The organism is Flavobacterium sp. Arc3 (genome assembly GCF_041431375.1).
Classification (GTDB): domain Bacteria; phylum Bacteroidota; class Bacteroidia; order Flavobacteriales; family Flavobacteriaceae; genus Flavobacterium.
The window spans coordinates 103,092-122,002 of sequence record NZ_JASMRI010000004.1 but is presented as its reverse complement, the minus strand read 5'-3'; the positions used below and the strand labels follow the sequence as shown (position 1 = coordinate 122,002).

The following is an 18,911-nucleotide window of genomic DNA, read 5'->3' as shown; positions in this document are numbered from 1 at the left end:
ATATAATTAGTCTTCTTCGCCGCCGTCTTCAAATAGATCAGCATCTGATTCTTCCTCACCAGAACTTAATTCGAAGAAACTAAAAATAGAACCACCATAACTTTTCTTGAAAGAAAAATTATCCATATGGTCTAATTTAGTGTATTTAGAATGCTCGATTATCATCATTCCATCGTCATTAAGTGTGTTTTTTTCGAAAATTAATAAGACAATTTTTTCAAAAGTCTTTTGATCCAGAGCGTAAGGTGGATCAGCAAAAATAATGTCGAAAGTTGCATTGTTTCTTTCAAGAAACTTAAAAACATCACTTTTAGTTGCCGCAATATTAAAATCATATTCTGTTGCCACTTGTTTGATGAATTTTACACAACCAAAATCTCCATCTACTGATGTGATCGGTGCGCTACCTCTAGAGGCAAACTCATAACTGATGTTTCCTGTTCCTGCAAACAGGTCCAAAATTTTCAAACCTTCAAAACTGAAATGGTTATTGATAACATTGAATAATGCTTCTTTAGACATATCGGTAGTAGGGCGAACGGGTAAGCCTTTTGGCGGAGAGATGCGTCTTCCCTTGTATTTTCCTGAAATGATTCTCATGAGTTGAAAAGTATAAAATGATTTCTGTTTTCGGCCTCAGAAAAATAATTGTTCCATCGTAAATCGTCAACGTCAATAAGTGAAACGTTACGAATGTATTTGTATGCTATTTTAAAAAAATCACTTTCGCTGTCTATATTTCCTATTAGTTCTAGCGGAAAATTTTCAGGATTCAAACTCAATTGTTCTGCAGTAAACAAAACATAATAAATGAAATCTTCGGGAGTTTGATAATCAAAAGAGTTGAATAATAATAGCTTCTGATTTTGGATCACAATAATCTCAAAATGCCCTTCACTAAAATGGACTGTCATTTTCTTATCGTCAATATTTTTGGATGCATCCAAAAGCTTTGAGACTAAAATACTATTTGCATGTTTATAATCGAAAGTGCCAAATCGATCAATAAAAAAGTTGTTCATATTTACATAAGGAATGTAAACAGCATTGATTTGGTAATTACTGATTTCATCGTATGCAAAAAAATCAGTGTCAAAAACCTTAGTGTTGTACTGCAAATAGCTCCCTAGGAAATTCTCGTCAAATAATGGAGCAGGAACAAATGTGGACAGATTGTTATTGTGTATAATCAATACATCATCATAGGTTTCGCTCAATTCAGGGTAATCCCGAAAAGCATTCGAAAATAAATCCTCAATTTTAATTCCTTTATGAAAAGAATCAAAATGGACTTCGTTAAAGGAAGTAATCGTATTATTGAGTGTGTCAAAACAGCAAAAAGACAATCCGGCCAAGGAAACCTGGATGGAGAGTTTTTTATATTTCTTTTCGGTAATATTTGTGTTTTGTGTAGACATAATCTGATTTATAATCCATTCTGTGTATTGAAAACGAAAAGGATTAAATGCGATGACAAACTTACAAATTTTTTTGATTCTAAAGCCAATTAATGTGATTCCCTCGATTATCATCCTTACATTTGATGTTCATTTTACAATAACAAAACCCACATGAATTCCTCCTTGTTTTATAGCCTTTTAAAAAATAAATTCCCTTTTGTTGCCACATACAAACAGGATATTTTTTTTCAAAAAATAGCTATTTTTTTAACCGATACTCATAACGACACGATTTTTGTCCTGAAAGGATATGCAGGAACGGGTAAAACGACCGTAATTTCGACGATTGTAAATAACCTTTTAGACATAAATAAGAAATATGTATTGCTAGCGCCAACAGGTCGCGCCGCAAAAGTGATTGCCAGTTATTCAAGCAAACCTGCTTTCACGATTCATAAAAAAATCTATTTTCCAAAGAAGTCCTCTGGTGGTGGCGTTTCTTTCACCTTGCAACAAAACAAACATAAAAACACCATATTTATAGTCGATGAGGCCTCGATGATTTCGGATACCAACTCGGATTCTAAATTGTACGAAAACGGTTCTTTGCTCGATGATTTGATCTCATATGTATATTCAGGAACTAATTGCAAGATGATTCTGCTGGGAGATACAGCCCAATTGCCTCCAGTGAATTTAGATATCAGTCCTGCACTGGATACGCATACATTAAGTTTGAATTATAATAAGGAAGTCGAATATATAGAACTCGACGAAGTCATGCGTCAGGAAGAGGATTCTGGAATTTTGTATAATGCAACAGAACTTCGAGAGTTACTGAAAGACTCTTTCATCACCGAATTCCAATTCAATGTCAAAAAGTTTAAAGACATCGTTCGTCTGACTGATGGTTATGATATTCAAGACGCCATCAATTCAGCCTACAGTAATTATAGTATAGAAGATACTGCTTTTATTGTTCGTTCGAATAAAAGAGCGAATCAATACAATGAACAAATTAGAACCAAAATTCTCGACAAAGAAAGCGAACTCTCCTCAGGTGATTTCCTTATGGTAGTCAAGAACAATTATTTTTGGTTGAAAGATTCAGATGAAGCTGGTTTTATTGCCAATGGGGATATTATTGAAGTATTGGAGATTTTTAATATCAAAGAACTGTACGGCTTTAAGTTTGCCAATGTAAAAATTAGAATGGTCGATTATCCGGATCAAAAGCCCTTTGAAACGGTTCTTTTATTAGACACTATAAAAAGCGAATCGCCGTCCTTGACTTATGAAGAATCAAATAGATTGTATCAGGAAGTTTTGAAAGATTATGAAGGGGAAACCAAATACAAGCAATTTCAAAAAGTAAAAGCCAACGAATATTTTAATGGCTTGCAAGTAAAATTTTCTTATGCGATTACCTGCCATAAATCACAAGGAGGGCAGTGGAATACCGTTTTTATTGAACAGCCTTATTTGCCTAACGGAATTGATAGAGACTACATTCGATGGTTGTATACCGCTATGACGAGAGCAAAAAATAAATTATATTTGATCGGTTTTAAAGATGAGGGCTTTGTGGAATGATTTCATGAATCACAAACACTTTAAACGACTTACATAAAACATCAGGTTCTTTTTCGAATACCGAAAAAATGCCCGTATTGTTTTTAGGGCACGGAAGCCCAATGAATACCATTGAGGAAAATGAGTTTGTAGTCGGTTTTCGGAATATGACCAAAACCTTACCGGAACCTAATGCCATTTTGTGTATTTCGGCATATTGGTTTACTAATGGGACGAAGGCCACCGCCATGGAAATGCCAAGGACGATTCGTGATTTTGGTGGATTTCCTCAAAAATTGTTTGACGTTCAATATCCAGCCAATGTTCCCGCGATTCAACTGAGTATTGATTATACAAAACCAGGGCAGTATCATTTTGAACTGGCTCAAAAGCCAAGTGCTTTAAGAACCTAAAGCTGTCATAATTATAGCGAGTGGAAACATTGTTCACAATTTGAGATTGGTCGACTTCCATAATTTTGACAGAGATAATTATAGTAAAGTTTGGCTCAGTCGAAAAAAAGAAAATTTTTGCTTTGAATTCTGTCACCATGGAAGCATTCAACAATCAAGGTAATTGCAAAAATGGAGCCTGACTAAAGCTGTAGTTTCCTGTTGTTCACATTCAAATTACTCTCTTATATATGTAGCGGCCTGATCGGTCAAGAACAACAATTTTCCGTCCAAAGGTTTAATTAATTGCGTAGGATATTTTTCGGGATTATAATCACCGTATAAAACTTCGTTTAATGCATGCGCTTTATTTTCTCCGAAAGTAACTACCACAATCTGCTTCGCTCTATTGATGATAGCTGCAGTTAGGGTTATTCGAAACATACTTTGAGACTCGAGATAATAGGCCGATACCCATTTATCGCGTTCTTGCAATACTGCCTGACCTGGAAAAAGAGAAGCGGTATGACCATCATCGCCCATTCCTAATAAAATAAGGTCAAATTTCCCATCCTCTCCCGTAACACTTTTAATAGATTTTTCGTATTCCAAAGCATAATCCTCAGCAGAAACTCCTTCTTTATACATTGGAAATATGTTGCTTTTTGGTATATCGACATGACTTAGCAGACAATCGTATGCCATTTTCGCGTTGCTGCGTTCCTCATCAAGAGGCAGCCAGCGTTCGTCGCCCCAAAAAACAAAAACGCTTTGCCAATCTATTTTAGCTTTGTAAGAGGGTGTTGCCAAAAGTTTGTAGATAGCTACAGGCGATGAACCGCCGGTAAGGGCTACGACAAAGCGGCCCCGTTGCTGTATTGCATTTTGTGCGGCAGCTACAAATATATTGGCTGCATCAGTTGCTATTTCCTCTTTATTATTAAATATACTTACCATCTGCTACTTCTTCTTGTTCTTGTTCTTCTTGTTCTTCTTCTTCCTTGTTATCCGTGTTTGATATCCAGGCATGTCCCTGACGGGCTAGTAGTTCATCCGCTGCTTCAGGCCCCCAACTCCCGGCTTCATATTTATCTAAACTTAAAGATTTATCGTTTTCCCAGGCTTCCTGAATGGTTGTTACCACATCCCAGGCTTCTTCAACCTGATCAGAACGCATAAATAAAGTAGGGTCTCCAAGCAATGCATCCAATAATAGCGTTTCGTAAGCTTCAGGTGATTGGGTAGAGCAAGAAAAATAATCAAAAACCATTTCTGCTGGTTTCAACGAAAGTGACAAACCTGGTTTTTTTGTCATAAACTGCAGCCTAATATCCATTGCTGGCTGAATGTTTATGATTAAACGGTTCGGCATCATACCTTCTTTTCCAAAAGAAAAGGTAGAATGGGGTACCGGCTGGAATTGTATGACGATAGAGGATTGCTTTTCCTGCATTCTTTTGCCCGTGCGAACGTAAAAAGGAACACCTTGCCAGCGCCAGTTATCAAGATAAAATTTCATGGCTACAAATGTCTCTGTATTAGAGTTTTCATCAACTCCCTTTTCTTCCAGATATCCGGGTATTGGTTTCCCTTTTATCGATCCCTTATCGTACTGACCCCTGACAGTGTAATGCTTTACTTCTTCCGTTGTTATGCGGCGTATCGCTTTTAAAACGTCAGCTTTACGGTTTCTGATCTCATCTGCCTGTAATGATGTCGGGGCTTCCATCGCTACCATAGTTAAAATTTGCATCAGGTGGTTTTGTATCATATCCCTTAGTGCTCCGGCGCCTTCATAAAACTCACCACGGTCTTCAACACCAACTTCTTCCGCAACAGTAATCTGTACAGAATCAATGAAGTTACGGTTCCAGAGTGGCTCAAACATAGAATTTCCAAAGCGGAAAGCCAGGATATTTTGTACAGTTTCTTTTCCCAGATAGTGATCTATGCGATATATCTGTTCCTCTTTAAAGGTTTTTGACAATAGCTTATTTAGCAACTCTGCAGAACTTTTATCGTAACCAAAAGGTTTTTCGATAATAATACGATCCTGTTCCGGATGGGCTGCAAGGTCTAATTTCTTAATATTGTTGGAGATCGTTTCAATGAAAGAGGGTGCTATTGACAGGTAAAAAAGTCTGTTGGCACGTTCACCAAAAGACAAATCTATGGCGTCCAACTTCTGTTTCATCAGCTGATATGATTCTTCCTGGTCTATATCATTTTGCAAATAGCTGATATGGGAAGCGAATTTCTGGTAGGCTTCTTCGGAGGGTATTTTATTTCTGGAAAATGCGGTAAGGTTATCGCGCACATGGCTTCGGTATGTCGCATCGCTGCTTTTTGCCCTTCCTAGCGCAATGATCTCAAACTTTTCTGGCATGCGACCATCAAGGTAAAGATTATAAAAGGCAGGGAAAAGCTTTCTTTTTGCTAAGTCACCTGTTGCCCCAAAAACAAGAATGATGGTTGGCTTCACAGTATCGGGATTATTCATTTTGTTCGATTTAAAATTTAGTCATTCCACTCTGTGTGGAATATACCTTTAGTATCAATACGCTCATAAGTATGTGCCCCGAAGTAGTCGCGTTGCGCCTGTATAAGGCTGGTAGGAAGGTTCTCTGATCGGTAAGCATCAAAATACGCCAGGGAGTTCATTAAACCTGCAATGGGTATTCCTTTTTGAACTGCAAATTGCACCGTAGTTCTTAAACTGGATTGATTCTCGTTTAACGTCTTGGCTATGCTATCATCGAGCAGTATGTTTTTCAGTTCTGGATTCTTGGCATAAGCCTGTCTGAAATCTTCAAGGGCTACAGAACGAATAATACATCCACCGCGCCAAATCTTAGCTATTGTCTCAAGGTTCAGGTCATAATCATACTCTTCTGAAGCTTTAGTTAACAATGCCAATCCTTGGGCATAAGTAACTAATATGCTAAAATGCAAAGCTTCTTTAAGTGCTTCTATAGCCGAAGGCAAGTCAGTGTCAATTTGTTCATCATTCCAAATCAATTTCGTGGAAGCCTCAATTCTTTCCGGTTTGTTTTTGGACATATCACGCATTGCAACTGCTGCGTCTATAGTAGGGAGTGGTACTTCTATATCCATTGCATTTTGAGAAGTCCATTTTCCTGTCCCTTTAGATTTAGCCCAGTCGGATACTACATTTATTAACTTCTGGCCGTCAGTATCTGTTTTTTTTAGAATTTGTCCTGTTATTTCAATCAGGTAGGATTGAAGTTCGGTGTCATTCCAGTCTTCAAAGACTTTTTGAATCGTATTATCGTCTAAGTTGTACCCTCGTTTCATAAGGTCGTACACCTCTGAAATAAGCTGCATAATACCATATTCAATTCCGTTATGGGCCATTTTAACGTAGTTACCCGCGGATCCGTTGCCTAAATATTCCACACAAGGTTCCCCGTCAACTTTTGCTGCTATGGATTCAAAAATAGGGCGCAGCCTTTCATAGGCTTCTTTATTACCACCGGGCATAAGGCTCGGACCAAATCGTGCTCCTTTTTCCCCTCCGGAGATACCCATCCCAAAGAAGTGGATCCCTTTGGCGGATAATTCTGTAAATCTGCGGTCGGTATCGGTAAAGTATGTATTTCCACCATCGATAAGAATGTCGCCTTTATCCAAGTAGGGTAGTAGGCTTTCAATAGCAGTGTCTACAGGCTTTCCTGCAGGCACAAGTAACATAATTGCCCGTGGCTGCTTTATCAGTCCCACAAACTCTTTCACATCTATGGTGGCCTTAATTCGGTGTTGTGGATTCGCTTCGTGTGTGAGTGAAAAAACTTTTTCCTCATCTAAGTCTAAGCCTGCCACAGCAAATTCCTGGTCGGCCATATTCAAGAGCAGGTTACGACCCATTACACCCAAGCCGATTATACCAAAATCAAATGTGTTCATAATTAGTATCTAAATTTATTATTGCAAAAAAAAGGCTGGACCCTATATACATATATAAAGTCCAGCCAAAATTAATCAATTACGCTACAGTAACACTACTTATAGCATCTTTTAACGCTTTTGCAGCAGCAGCTGGATCTTCAGCACCATAAATGGCACCACCTGCGACAGCTACATCTGCACCAGCAGCTACAACATCTTTTATTGTACTAAGGGTTACACCACCTGCTATAGAGAAGGGAACTTTTGCCAATCTACCTTCACTAATAAGTGTTTGTACAGAGTATCCTGCTAATGTCTGCTCGTCAAGACCAGCGTGCAACTCAACAAAAGCAACTCCAAATGCAGTTACCTCTTTGGCTCTTTGTACCCTGTCTTTAACTCCAATAGTATCAACTACTACCTTTTTGCCGTATTTTTTTGCAGCTTCTACAGCACCTTTTATGGTTTCATCATCTACAGCACCCATAACGGTTACTAGATCTGCACCAGCCTTAAATGCTATCTCTGCCTCCAGGGAACCGGTATCTGCAATTTTCATATCTGCAAAAATTAATTTGTCAGGGAAAGCTGTTTTCATTGCTGTTACCACTTTAAGGCCTTCCGATTTAATTAGCGGTGTGCCTAATTCTATAATGTCTACGTAAGGTGCTACTTTATGTGCCAGTTCTAATGCTGCTTCCGTAGTAAGTAAATCAATTGCGACTTGTAATTTTGTCATGTCTAAAATGTTTAAAAAAAATTAATAATAAAAAATCATTATTCTAAGTTGGCGTGTTTGGGCCACAGCTCTTCTTTGGTCAATTCTGATTCTTGCCATAGCGTCATAAAAACACCTTCTAAGATTAATAATGTAAATTGTTCAAAAAGGCTCCCTGCATACTGCTTAGAGACTGAAACCCCAAAGTCTGTTTTTGTTGCAGCATTTATTAGTAAGATATTGTCTGCCAGTCCAGCTATTTTGCTTTCTGCATCGGCAGTAATAGCAATAACTGTAGCTTTTTGACTCTTAGCTTTCTCTGCTGATGAGACTACTGAAGAGGTTGTACCTGAACCTGATGCTACAAGTAGCAAATCTCCTTCAAGAATAGCAGGTGTATTAGTTTCTCCTACTATGAATACAGTATACCCCAAGTGCATAAACCGCATGGCTGCCATTTTTAATGCAAGCCCGCTCCTTCCTGCAGCCATAACAAAAATTCGTTTAGCTGCTTTAATTTCGTTGACCAAAACCGCTATCTCTTGCGGATTAATATCATTTGCTAATTGCAGGTTTTCCTCCAAAATAACAAGCAGATTTTTGTTTGTCAAAGTATTGCTGTTCATATTGTTGTGTTTTTAAATAAGGTCGTTCGCTCGTCAGATCGTTCAGCTTATTACACCGATAAGATCAGGTAATTTTGATTGATATTTTTTCGAGTGTCCGCTTATTGGTATTGCTTAACTAAGCTACAGGAAACGTTTCTATTTTAATTCATCAGATGCCGAATTAAACGAAATAGTTAGCCCGTAATAGCTTTTTGGCAACAGCACTTTCTATGTATTTGAATAGTGTTAATTGCTTGTGCAAAGATAGATCAACAGGGAGGGAAGGATGTTATATAAACAAGACTATGCGGTATAAATTTGCGCCAGTTCGTTTTGAAGGTCGGTTGGAGTTTCCTTCAGTTTTGCTTTTACAAATTTATTAAGTGCAGATGGGGAACTGAATCCAAGGTCAAATGCAATTTCTTTGTGTGAGAGATCAGAAAACAATAATTTTCGTTTAATTTCTGTAAGTATTCTGTTATGGATAGCATTAATTGCGGTTTCACCAGAATATCTTTTATTTAGTGCATTGAGTTTTTTACTGCTGATAGCCAGTTCTAATGCATAGTATTGTACGGTACGCTCGCTTTTATATTGACGGTTTAAAAGTTTTTTAAAGGCAATATAAGTGTTTTGGTCTGGGCCTTGAGTGTCCTGATGTAAAACAGGATGCTGGCCATGTACAGACTCTATGAGTCCTAAAAGGAAAATTTTGATGTAAAAACGGGCCTGTTCTTTTTTAACAAGACTCGGGTCGTTGTAAATATCCTCTATATTCTTTATAATAGGAAGCACCTTTTCAAATTCAACGCTGGAAAGGGCGGTGCAATTAAGGTGGACTGATAGGTTAACGTTGTAAGGACTAAGTTCATTTTTCAATATATCTGAACAAAACAATACTTCTTCAAATAATATAATTTTACCAGCCAAATCAGTACTCATATTTGACAAAAAGTGGATTTGATCAGGAAATATAATAGATATTTTTCCTGATTTCAATAAATATACCTGGTCTTCGATATGTACTTTAATATTTCCAGACTCCACTATAATAATAAAAAAATGATCCTTTTTATGTGGTTTCAAATAATCTTCAATACTTGCCATACCGAGGTCAAAAACTCGGAAGGACAAATTTTTGTCATCAGTTTTTCGAATATTTTTCTTGATTTCAAGCCTCTTTAGGGACATAGGATTTTTTGTATAACTGCCCAGGGCGCTCAAATAAGCAACTCTGATACATAAAGTTCATTGAAATATAATATGCAATGATACTCGTAATCGTAATTTATCAAATTGAATACTATTGTTTAGTATAGTTATTTTTATGTTCGAATTTAGCTAATTGATTTGTAATCAATGTATAATATTAGAAAACGCAATGCAACTAAATTTAATAAAAAAAAATATTAGGCAAATATACACTTTTCTTAATTTTAAGTGAATAATTTAGTTTTAAATTAGGCTTAGTATTGTTCTTAGATCAGTAGTAAAGGCTTTTGATTTTTACATCTTAAGTTGAAAAAAGGCCAAACTGAAAAGCCTATTTCAATGCAGGTTGAGTACTCGTTTCAGAGCAAACCTATTGCGTAAGTTGATAGCTGTAAAATAGAAAGTAAGAAGACAGAAGCTTCCCTAAATCGTAAAAAAAAAGAGAAAGATATGAGTAAACTTAATTATTAGTAAACTAAAAAAAAACAGACTAACTTAGCATATTAGAAATTAAATCCAATGAAAATAATAGCCGTCATTCCTGCCCGTTACGCATCAACACGATTTCCTGCCAAGTTAATGCAGGATCTTGGAGGAAAAACTGTGATTTTAAGAACTTATGAAGCAGCAGTAAACACAAAATTGTTTGACGATGTTTTTGTGGTAACAGATTCTAATTTAATTTTTGACGAAATTGTTACTCACGGAGGTAAAGCCATTATGAGCATCAAAGAACATGAGTCGGGGAGTGATCGAATTGCAGAAGCAGTTGCGAACCTAGATGTGGAAATTGTAGTTAATGTACAAGGGGATGAACCCTTCATTGATACAGAACCTTTGATGAAACTGATTGAGATCTTTAGAAAAGATTCGGCCAAACAAGTTGATTTGGCTTCGTTGATGCGTGAAATTAAAGATACGGAAGTCATCAATAATCCCAACAACGTAAAAGTGGTAACGGATCAAAACGGTTTTGCTTTGTATTTTTCGCGTTCAGTGATTCCCTATCCTAGAGAAACAGATGTAGGCGTTCGTTACATGCAGCACATAGGGATTTATGCCTTCAGGAAACAAGCGCTGTTAGACTTTTATAGTTTGCCTATGAAATCATTGGAAGCATCCGAAAAATTAGAGCAACTACGTTACCTCGAATTTGGAAAACGAATCAAAATGGTTGAAACTACACATGTAGGTATTGGAATCGATACTCCCGAAGATTTAGAGAAAGCAAGATTGATGCTATAAACTATTGTGTGCTGTCTTCGTCAAAATATCCTTTTGATTTTATTTTAGTAGAGAAAAAATTCAGGAATAAAACCACAAACATCAAGACTATCATAGATTGTATACTCACTAAAAATTTGCCAAAAGGGTCAGTGGGATAGAAGTCACCATATCCAATTGTGGAGGAAGTTACTGTACTGAAATATATGGCATCAAACCAATGCATAAAGGGTTTGTTAAAATTATTAGTGAAGGAATACAAAACGGCAAAACCGAATACCATTTCTAAATAGTTAAAGAAAAGTAATAACATCGATCTCTTATAGGAACGCGGTTTTGAAAATAGATCAGAAGCAAAAATCAGTGTGGGAATGTATAAAATTGTTTCTAACATAACATATACCATCACTCCAAGAATGAAATAATTATTTTGCCAATGATTCATCAGAATCAATAATGGTAAACTTACTTTTAGCAAAACATAGAAATCTACTGCCAGGTCTTCATGTTCAGGTCCTTTTTTAGAGGCCAAATATTTAATATAAATGCCAGGGAAAAATAACTGCGAGGAGGAAAGGAATAAGCGAACAATTTTTTCTATTCCGTTATCATCCTGATGATCGTTATTCCAAATTGCTTTAATATTCTGAATTCTCTTTTGAACAGGATTAAACTTTGGCTTTGCTACTTTAGTAATATTACCTAAGAACAGTTTGCGAATGACTTTTTTCATCAAATTTATTTTTGCTATTCCGATCGAAAGTACGAAATATATGTTTTAGTTATAAAAAGAAAAATTGGAGTGATTTAAAATCAGATTAATCTCTTTTTTCAATAACAATTAACTCGTTGTGAATTTCTATTCTAGGTATCGATTTTATACTGTACTTAGTAGTGCAGAAATCTGAAAGGTACTTTTCATTTCTACGGTTGTGTTGCTCATTGAGAAGCATCGTGTTAAATAGTACAAATCCTTTGCTTTTTAATAAGTAGCAAATGCGATTGGTAAAATAATTTTCATATAAAAAATTAGGCATCGTAGTATCTTGGAAAATATCAATGATAATCAAATCGTATTTTTCTTTGGTTTTTAAAACAAATTCAAAAGCATCGTCAATTACAATTTCCAGTTGTTGAATTTTATCCAGTTTAAAATAGTGATTTGAAAGTTTGATAATTTCAGGATCAATTTCGACTCCAGTAATTCGACCGCTAAATTTAATTTCATCAACTAAAGTTTTCACAACACTACCGCCGGCGACACCAAGTACTAAAATGTGATCCATTCTAATTATTTTGTCGAAGCCAATGTTTTTTAATCCCAATCTTAAGATGCGCTGCAAACTACCATAGGAATAATTAGCATTTTCAGAATCTAATACTAATTCACCATTTGCCCAAGTTACCTCTAGAGATTTGCTTAAAGCCGATTTTACTCTATGAATATTAATAGGAATAAGGTAACTGAGTACTTTTTTTAGCATCAACAATGGTTTTTATCAAAAATAAGTTTTAAATTATATATTTTGCAACAAATTAGAGAGTAATGAAGAAACAAATTTATAAATGGATCTTTTTCCGACTTATGGGATGGAAGATTGTAGGTTCGATTGATCCAGATATTAAAAAATGCGTCATGATGGTTATGCCACATACAAGTGCCCATGATTTTTATCTGGGGATTTTTACGCGAGGCATCACAGGGTTAGAAATGAACTTTGTAGGGAAGAAAGAATTATTTACTTTTCCATTGGGGTACTATTTTAAATACATGGGAGGAGAACCACTGGATCGATCTGGTGGAATGAACAAAGTAGATGTTATTGCAGAAATTTTTAATCGAAGAAAAGTTTTTCGTTTAGCAGTTCTTCCAGAGGGAACACGGGATAAAGTGGGTCAACTTAAAACGGGATTTTATTACATTGCTTTAAAAGCAAATGTGCCTATAATTCCTGTTGCGTTTGATTTTGGAAAAAAAGAAGTTAATCTTGGGGCTCCATTAATGCCGACAGGAAATATTGAAGAAGACCTGATTATTTTAAAAAAGCATTTTATAGGAGTAGAAGGTAAAATTGCCGAAAAAGGATTTAAAGAATAATTCCAGTTTACATTTAGCCGCATTTAAAAAAGCCAATTCTTTTTATTAAAAAAAGGATTGGCTTTTTTTAGTTTGGCGTAAAAACTTTGAAAGTACCATTTTTATAAAAGAACACAATTTTTTCCACTTCACCAGAAATGGATTCGTTGACTACGTTTTGAATATTTTCGTTTTGTGTAACAGCTCTATTTTTATCTGTACTGTTTTTTTCTTCAGAAAATAAATTTTGAAGAGGAATGGGTTCTGGAATTGGAGTAGATGTATTTGGTTTGATGACGTCTTCCATTTTGTTTTCTTGTTTTAGAATTGGCTCGCTATTTTTTGGAAAACTGCCTTTACCATTCAAAATCCAATACAAATCTACATCAGGGAAAACATCCAGAATTTTAAGAATAAAATCTAAACTGGGTTTGTTTCTACCTGATAGAAGGTGGGACAAACTGGATCGTTGTACACCAATTTTATCAGCAAATGCGGAGGCATTTAAACTGTAATAGTCCAATATAATTTCAAGCCGTTTAATAAAATCTTCAGTGTTTACCATTGTAAATAGCTATTAAAATTTATCTAATTACAAATGTAACACAAACAGACAAGAATAGCAATATTACAAGTGTAAATTGTATATAAAAGAGCATTTATATCTAATTAAAGCATTAAATAAAGCATTTTAATATACTGATAAACAGTAATTTAAAACAAATTTATAATCGAGGTGACATTTGTCAAATTGTACTGCTACTGAGAGCAAGGATTATCCTTTAAAGCTGTTTACAATTCTAAAATAAATCAATTTCAATCAGTTTACAATTGTAAAAATAAAGATGTTTACTTTTGTAAATCAAATAATACACTATGGATTTAGAACAATTATTCAACGATAACAAGGAGCATTCGATTGAAGGCAGGTATCTTACTTTAGAATCAATTGAGCCCTTATTGAACAGATTAAATACTAATAATCAACTTTCGGTTATTGGAGAGTCAGTGCTTAAAAAACCAATTTACAGCTACCAAATTGGTGAAGGAGAAACTAGAATTTTGCTTTGGTCTCAAATGCACGGAAACGAAAGTACAACTACAAAGGCCTTGTTTGACTTTTTAAATGTGCTGCATAGTGGCTCAGAACTTGCTGCAGAATTGTTAGCTGCTTTTACTTTCTATTGTATTCCAATTTTGAATCCGGATGGTGCGCAAGCTTACACCCGCGTAAACGCAAATGAAATTGATTTAAACAGAGACTCGCAAAACTTGTCACAACCGGAAAGCAGAGTGTTGCGTGATGCATTTGATTCTTTTCTGCCTAATTATTGCTTTAACCTGCATGATCAGCGCACTATTTTTGGAGTAGGAAGCACAGGTAAGCCCGCAACAGTTTCGTTTTTAGCTCCTTCTTATAACGAAGAACGGGAAATAAATGAATCACGAATGAAGGCCATTGCGCTTATTGCAGGAATTAATAACGTGTTGCAGCAATATATACCAGGTCAGATAGGGCGATTTGACGACTCTTTTAATCTCAATTGCATTGGAGATACTTTTCAGGCGCTCGGAGTTCCTACTTTATTGTTTGAAGCGGGACATTTTCAAGATGATTATGAAAGAGAAAACACAAGAAAGTATATTTTTATGGCGTTACTTTCTAGTTTCACTATACTTTGCGAAAACGATATAGTTGACAATGGAATTGATAATTATTTGAGTATTCCTCAAAATAAAGTCGTTTTTTATGATTTTTTGTATAAAAATGTCAAATTAAATTATGATGGTAATGAAAAAATTACGAATTTTGCTGCACAATACAAAGAGGAGTTAATAGAAAACAAACTGTTTTTTAATGCTTATTTTGTAGAAATTGGAGATTTGGATAGCTATTATGGTCATATCGAGTATGATGCGAAAGAAGCAGAGTATAAAGATGAACACGGTAATTTTCCTGAATTAAATCAAAAAGCCAATTTTTATTTAGAAAATAGCATTGAATTTGTTAATGGATTGATAAAAAAATAATATTTTGAATCGATTTAATGTTTTTATGTATATTTTTAAACTTTGTATTAGTCAATTATAAATATTAATTATAGAAATATGAGTAAGTTCCGTTTAGATGAAGTAGATCATCAGATATTAGATATGTTGATCGACAACACCAGAGTTCCGTTCACAGATATTGCCAAAAAATTATTAATTTCTGCTGGAACCGTACACGTTAGGGTTAAAAAAATGGAAGATGCGGGAATCATAATGGGTTCGTCATTAGTACTTGATTATGATAAATTAGGATATTCTTTTATTGCTTATGTAGGAGTTTTTCTTAATAATACTTCACAAACTAAATTTGTTTTACAACGCATTAACGAGATTCCTTTTGTGACTGTTGCTTCAGTAACTACTGGAAAATTTAATATTTTCTGTAAAATCAGAGCTAAAGATACAAAGCATGCTAAGGATGTTATTTTTATGATTGATGATATTGACGGTGTTTATAGAACAGAAACTATGATTTCATTGGAGGAAAGTATCAATGATAAGAAGCGCTTGATGCATACGATATTTAAAAACATGTAATACACTTGATTGCTATATTTTAATATAACCTCAAGTTAGTTCTTGGGGTTATTTTTTTATAACTATTTTCCGTTAAACCAAACCAACTATAACAAAATTATGTACACGCTACCAAAAATCGAACGTTTTAATCAAAACGTCCTCTCTAAATACAATATTTACAATAGTGTATTTATTACTTTACCATTTGATTCTATAGATAATACAGGGGCTTTACTTCCTTTATTTACAGATGTTTGCGAGAGTGGTTTTAAGAAACAGCAGACTCCAAAAGAAATTGTGGATTTTTTCACTAATAAATATTCGCACATTACTGAAGAAGCTGATAAAATTGATATCATGTTTCGTTTTATTCAATATATCGAACGCCAAATCGTCTTGTTTGATGCGGTTGAAGATGCCGCTTTTCCGATTGTAAATAATATGGAAGGTAGAGGTTCGTTGCGAGATATTAAAGAAAAAGCAGATGCGAAAGGAAAGAAGGAAGAGCTGATTGATTTTCTAGAGAACTTTAATGTAAGAACAGTGTTAACGGCTCATCCTACTCAGTTCTACCCAGGTTCTGTATTAGGAATCATTAATGATTTAACTGATGCTATACGAGGAAATAATTTACTGAATATTAAAGAGCTGTTAGCTCAATTAGGTAAAACGCCTTTTATAAAAAACGAGAAGCCAAATCCATTTGATGAAGCAGTTAGTTTGATTTGGTATCTTGAGAATGTATTCTACAGTACTTCAGGAGACATGGTTCATTACCTACAGAAAAATGTTTTTCAAGGTGAGTCCATTCAAAACGCTTTGATAAAATTAGGGTTCTGGCCTGGTGGAGATCGTGATGGGAATCCTTACGTAACAACTGAGATTACATTGAATGTAGCTGAGCGATTAAGAACGTCAATATTGAAATGTTATTACATCGAAATTAGAAACTTAAAAAGAAAGCTAACTTTCTTTAATGTAGATATTTTGGTGGCTGAACTTGAACAAAAACTTTACCGTTCTGTTTTTTATTCGAAAGGTGAAATATACATTACTTTAGAGGAGTTTAAAGCGCAATTAAATAAGATCAAGAGAATAGTTATCGAGCAACATCAGTCGCTGTATTTAGATCAATTGGAAGCGCTTCTTATTAAAGTGAATTTATTTGGTTTTCATTTTGCTACTTTAGATATCCGTCAAAACAGTAGAATACACGATGCTGTTTTTAAAGATATTCATGGGTTCTATGTGAATTCAAGCTCAGATATTTTCCCTGAGAATTATTATGATTTAACCGAAGATGAAAAATTTGAGGTGTTGTCAAATGTTAAAGGAAATATTGATTCAAGCGATTTTGAAGATGAAATAACGAAGTCGACTATAGAATCGATTCAGGCAATTAAGGTGATTCAGGTAAATAATGGAGAACTAGGTGCTAATCGCTACATAATAAGTAATAACGAAAGTGCGCTGAATGTATTAGAAACCTTTGCAATGATTCGTTTATGTGATTGGGAAAGTCCTACAGTTGATGTTGTGCCACTATTTGAATCGGTTGAGGATTTGCTAAGTGCGCACACTATTATGGAGCAATTGTATACGAATCCAATGTATGCGAATCATTTGAAAAATAGAGAAATGAAGCAAACAATTATGCTTGGTTTTTCTGATGGTACAAAAGATGGTGGTTATTTAATGGCAAACTGGAGTATTTACAAAGCAAAAGAAGCATTGACTGCTATGTCCAGAAAATATGGCATTAAAGTAATATTCTTTGATGGACGTGGTGGACCACCAGCACGTGGAGGAGGAAAAACACATAAATTTTATGCTTCTTTAGGTCCAAATATTGAAAACAAGGAAATTCAAATTACGGTCCAAGGACAAACCATAAGTTCAAATTTTGGTACTTTAGACTCTTGTCGCTACAATTTAGAAAATTTATTAAGTGCCGGGGTTACAAATCAGGTATTTAGTAAAAATAAAAATGAGTTGTCGCTTGATGAAAAGAATGTGATGGGGCAATTAGCTGATTTAGGTTATGAAAAATATTTAAGCTTTAAGAATCACCCGAAGTTTATACCGTATTTGGAGCAAATGAGTACTTTGAAATATTATGCTAAAACTAATATTGGAAGCCGACCTTCTAAAAGAGGTAAGTCAGAGCAATTGGATTTTAAAGATTTGCGAGCTATTCCGTTTGTGGGTTCTTGGAGTCAGTTAAAACAAAATGTCCCTGGATTTTTTGGGGTAGGTACGGCACTGAAATATTTTGAAGATACAGAGCAATGGGATAAAGTTCAGGATTTATACGACAACTCTCTGTTTTTTAAAACACTGTTAGAAAACAGTATGATGTCAATAACTAAGTCCTTTTTTCCTTTAACGGCTTACATGAAAAAGGATCCTGAATTTGGAGAATTTTGGCAAATTATTTATGATGAATTTTTAGAGTCTAAACGATTATTGCTAAAAATAGCAGGTCATGAAGAGCTTATGGAGAATTATCCTGATGGTAAAGCTTCTATTCAAATTAGAGAGCGTATTGTGTTGCCATTGTTGACAATACAACAATATGCTTTATTGAGAATCAATGAGCTAAATAAAGAAAGTGTGCCAGATGAAAATTTGATAAAGGTCTATGAGAAAATAGTGATGCGTTCGCTTTTTGGAAATACAAACGCAAGTAGAAACTCGGCATAAACAAAAAAATAAATGAAATCAAATCAATTACCAGATACGGAGTACGCTCCTTTTTATGCGGATTATGTTAGTGAACTAGAAGATGTTAATTTGATTGAAGAATTAGAAATATCTCTTCATGATTTTATCAAATTTGTGCAGAACATCCCTATGAATAAATTCGATTACCGTTATGCGGAGGGAAAATGGACTATAAAGGAAATCATTCAGCACCTTATTGATACAGAGCGTATTTTTAGTTACCGCGCCATGCGAATTTCTAGAAATGATAAAACACCTTTGCCTAGTTTTGAAGAAAATGATTATGTTGATAACACCAATGCCAACGAAAGAAATTTGCAGGGGTTGTTGACCGAAATGGCTTTGGTGAGGCAATCTACTATTGCTCTCTTTAAAAGTTTTTCAGAAGAGCAACTAACAAGAATGGGGGTTGCTTCAAACAGTGCCGTTTCAGTGCGTGCTATTGGCTTTATCACTATTGGGCATCAAAAACATCATCAAAAAATATTTCAGGAAAGATATTTATAA

At 35.0% G+C, this 18,911-nt stretch carries 18 protein-coding genes and 1 pseudogene; 8 read left to right on the top strand and 11 right to left on the bottom strand.

Annotated features, from left to right (window positions below):
• Positions 1-6 precede the first annotated feature (6 nt).
• Both QO200_RS04205 and QO200_RS04200 read right to left on the bottom strand, forming a co-directional pair.
• A complete protein-coding gene (locus QO200_RS04205) occupies positions 7-600 on the bottom strand; it encodes an RsmD family RNA methyltransferase (protein WP_371536755.1) in 594 nt (197 codons plus the stop codon).
• On the bottom strand, positions 597-1,418 hold the full coding sequence (locus QO200_RS04200) for a DUF3822 family protein (protein ID WP_371536752.1): 822 nt from the start codon (positions 1,416-1,418) through the stop codon (positions 597-599). The genes QO200_RS04205 and QO200_RS04200 overlap by 4 nt, the downstream gene beginning before the upstream one ends.
• Before the next feature lie 153 nt (positions 1,419-1,571).
• On the opposite strand from QO200_RS04200, the gene QO200_RS04195 reads away from it, so the two are divergent.
• The gene (locus tag QO200_RS04195; protein ID WP_371536749.1) at positions 1,572-2,993 is read left to right on the top strand and encodes an ATP-dependent RecD-like DNA helicase; all 1,422 of its coding nucleotides are present in this window, start codon (positions 1,572-1,574) and stop codon (positions 2,991-2,993) included.
• A gap of 68 nt (positions 2,994-3,061) precedes the next feature.
• A pseudogene (locus QO200_RS04190) lies at positions 3,062-3,497 on the top strand (dioxygenase); the annotation flags it as partial.
• 104 nt (positions 3,498-3,601) lie between these two features.
• Here the strand turns inward: QO200_RS04190 and pgl are convergent.
• The 6 genes from pgl to QO200_RS04160 form a co-directional block, all read right to left on the bottom strand.
• Entirely contained in the window at positions 3,602-4,321 is a 720-nt protein-coding gene (gene pgl, locus QO200_RS04185) for a 6-phosphogluconolactonase (protein WP_371536746.1), read from the bottom strand.
• Entirely contained in the window at positions 4,305-5,864 is a 1,560-nt protein-coding gene (zwf, locus tag QO200_RS04180; RefSeq protein WP_371536743.1) for a glucose-6-phosphate dehydrogenase, read from the bottom strand. Before zwf ends, pgl begins: the two co-directional genes overlap by 17 nt.
• A 17-nt stretch (positions 5,865-5,881) precedes the next feature.
• Positions 5,882-7,288 (bottom strand): NADP-dependent phosphogluconate dehydrogenase, encoded by a 1,407-nt coding sequence (gene gndA / locus QO200_RS04175; RefSeq protein ID WP_371536740.1) that lies wholly within the window; start codon positions 7,286-7,288, stop codon positions 5,882-5,884.
• A 79-nt stretch (positions 7,289-7,367) separates the two neighbouring features.
• Complete coding sequence (hxlA, locus tag QO200_RS04170) at positions 7,368-8,009, bottom strand: 3-hexulose-6-phosphate synthase (protein ID WP_371536737.1); 642 nt, start codon at positions 8,007-8,009, stop codon at positions 7,368-7,370.
• A 38-nt stretch (positions 8,010-8,047) separates the two neighbouring features.
• Entirely contained in the window at positions 8,048-8,614 is a 567-nt protein-coding gene (gene hxlB / locus QO200_RS04165) for a 6-phospho-3-hexuloisomerase (protein ID WP_371536735.1), read from the bottom strand.
• 285 nt (positions 8,615-8,899) lie between these two features.
• Positions 8,900-9,787, bottom strand: a complete 888-nt coding sequence (locus tag QO200_RS04160; protein WP_371536734.1) for a helix-turn-helix transcriptional regulator — start codon at positions 9,785-9,787, stop codon at positions 8,900-8,902.
• 540 nt (positions 9,788-10,327) lie between these two features.
• Between QO200_RS04160 and kdsB the strand changes: the two genes are divergently transcribed.
• Positions 10,328-11,053, top strand: coding sequence for a 3-deoxy-manno-octulosonate cytidylyltransferase (gene kdsB, locus QO200_RS04155; RefSeq protein WP_371536731.1), 726 nt, complete (start codon positions 10,328-10,330; stop codon positions 11,051-11,053).
• Position 11,054: 1 nt separating this feature from the next.
• On the opposite strand, the gene QO200_RS04150 is transcribed toward kdsB, so the two are convergent.
• The gene (locus QO200_RS04150) at positions 11,055-11,765 is read right to left on the bottom strand and encodes a potassium channel family protein (protein WP_371536729.1); all 711 of its coding nucleotides are present in this window, start codon (positions 11,763-11,765) and stop codon (positions 11,055-11,057) included.
• Between the two features lie 85 nt (positions 11,766-11,850).
• A complete protein-coding gene (locus QO200_RS04145) occupies positions 11,851-12,516 on the bottom strand; it encodes a spermidine synthase (protein ID WP_371536727.1) in 666 nt (221 codons plus the stop codon).
• A 62-nt stretch (positions 12,517-12,578) separates the two neighbouring features.
• On the opposite strand from QO200_RS04145, the gene QO200_RS04140 reads away from it, so the two are divergent.
• Positions 12,579-13,130, top strand: coding sequence for a 1-acyl-sn-glycerol-3-phosphate acyltransferase (locus tag QO200_RS04140; RefSeq protein ID WP_371536724.1), 552 nt, complete (start codon positions 12,579-12,581; stop codon positions 13,128-13,130).
• Between the two features lie 67 nt (positions 13,131-13,197).
• Here the strand turns inward: QO200_RS04140 and QO200_RS04135 are convergent, their stop codons facing one another.
• Positions 13,198-13,674: a helix-turn-helix domain-containing protein gene (locus QO200_RS04135; protein WP_371536722.1), complete on the bottom strand. Its 477-nt coding sequence runs from the start codon at positions 13,672-13,674 to the stop codon at positions 13,198-13,200.
• Positions 13,675-13,985: 311 nt separating this feature from the next.
• On the opposite strand from QO200_RS04135, the gene QO200_RS04130 reads away from it, so the two are divergent.
• The 4 genes from QO200_RS04130 to QO200_RS04115 all read left to right on the top strand — a co-directional run bounded on the left by QO200_RS04130 (position 13,986) and on the right by QO200_RS04115 (position 18,911).
• Positions 13,986-15,140 (top strand): M14 metallopeptidase family protein, encoded by a 1,155-nt coding sequence (locus QO200_RS04130; protein ID WP_371536720.1) that lies wholly within the window; start codon positions 13,986-13,988, stop codon positions 15,138-15,140.
• Positions 15,141-15,218: 78 nt separating this feature from the next.
• The gene (locus tag QO200_RS04125) at positions 15,219-15,698 is read left to right on the top strand and encodes an Lrp/AsnC family transcriptional regulator (RefSeq protein ID WP_007139244.1); all 480 of its coding nucleotides are present in this window, start codon (positions 15,219-15,221) and stop codon (positions 15,696-15,698) included.
• Positions 15,699-15,797: 99 nt separating this feature from the next.
• Positions 15,798-18,383 (top strand): phosphoenolpyruvate carboxylase, encoded by a 2,586-nt coding sequence (locus QO200_RS04120; protein ID WP_371536718.1) that lies wholly within the window; start codon positions 15,798-15,800, stop codon positions 18,381-18,383.
• Positions 18,384-18,395: 12 nt separating this feature from the next.
• A complete protein-coding gene (locus QO200_RS04115; protein WP_371536715.1) occupies positions 18,396-18,911 on the top strand; it encodes a DinB family protein in 516 nt (171 codons plus the stop codon).

Bases quoted from the DNA above. Each gene is read 5' to 3' on its own strand.
- QO200_RS04205 (WP_371536755.1), bottom strand. From the start codon at position 600: ATGAGAATCATTTCAGGAAAATACAAGGGAAGACGCATCTCTCCGCCA.
- QO200_RS04200 (WP_371536752.1), bottom strand. From the start codon at position 1,418: ATGTCTACACAAAACACAAATATTACCGAAAAGAAATATAAAAAACTC.
- QO200_RS04195 (WP_371536749.1), top strand. From the start codon at position 1,572: ATGAATTCCTCCTTGTTTTATAGCCTTTTAAAAAATAAATTCCCTTTT.
- pgl (WP_371536746.1), bottom strand. From the start codon at position 4,321: ATGGTAAGTATATTTAATAATAAAGAGGAAATAGCAACTGATGCAGCC.
- zwf (WP_371536743.1), bottom strand. From the start codon at position 5,864: ATGAATAATCCCGATACTGTGAAGCCAACCATCATTCTTGTTTTTGGG.
- gndA (WP_371536740.1), bottom strand. From the start codon at position 7,288: ATGAACACATTTGATTTTGGTATAATCGGCTTGGGTGTAATGGGTCGT.
- hxlA (WP_371536737.1), bottom strand. From the start codon at position 8,009: ATGACAAAATTACAAGTCGCAATTGATTTACTTACTACGGAAGCAGCA.
- hxlB (WP_371536735.1), bottom strand. From the start codon at position 8,614: ATGAACAGCAATACTTTGACAAACAAAAATCTGCTTGTTATTTTGGAG.
- QO200_RS04160 (WP_371536734.1), bottom strand. From the start codon at position 9,787: ATGTCCCTAAAGAGGCTTGAAATCAAGAAAAATATTCGAAAAACTGAT.
- kdsB (WP_371536731.1), top strand. From the start codon at position 10,328: ATGAAAATAATAGCCGTCATTCCTGCCCGTTACGCATCAACACGATTT.
- QO200_RS04150 (WP_371536729.1), bottom strand. From the start codon at position 11,765: ATGAAAAAAGTCATTCGCAAACTGTTCTTAGGTAATATTACTAAAGTA.
- QO200_RS04145 (WP_371536727.1), bottom strand. From the start codon at position 12,516: ATGCTAAAAAAAGTACTCAGTTACCTTATTCCTATTAATATTCATAGA.
- QO200_RS04140 (WP_371536724.1), top strand. From the start codon at position 12,579: ATGAAGAAACAAATTTATAAATGGATCTTTTTCCGACTTATGGGATGG.
- QO200_RS04135 (WP_371536722.1), bottom strand. From the start codon at position 13,674: ATGGTAAACACTGAAGATTTTATTAAACGGCTTGAAATTATATTGGAC.
- QO200_RS04130 (WP_371536720.1), top strand. From the start codon at position 13,986: ATGGATTTAGAACAATTATTCAACGATAACAAGGAGCATTCGATTGAA.
- QO200_RS04125 (WP_007139244.1), top strand. From the start codon at position 15,219: ATGAGTAAGTTCCGTTTAGATGAAGTAGATCATCAGATATTAGATATG.
- QO200_RS04120 (WP_371536718.1), top strand. From the start codon at position 15,798: ATGTACACGCTACCAAAAATCGAACGTTTTAATCAAAACGTCCTCTCT.
- QO200_RS04115 (WP_371536715.1), top strand. From the start codon at position 18,396: ATGAAATCAAATCAATTACCAGATACGGAGTACGCTCCTTTTTATGCG.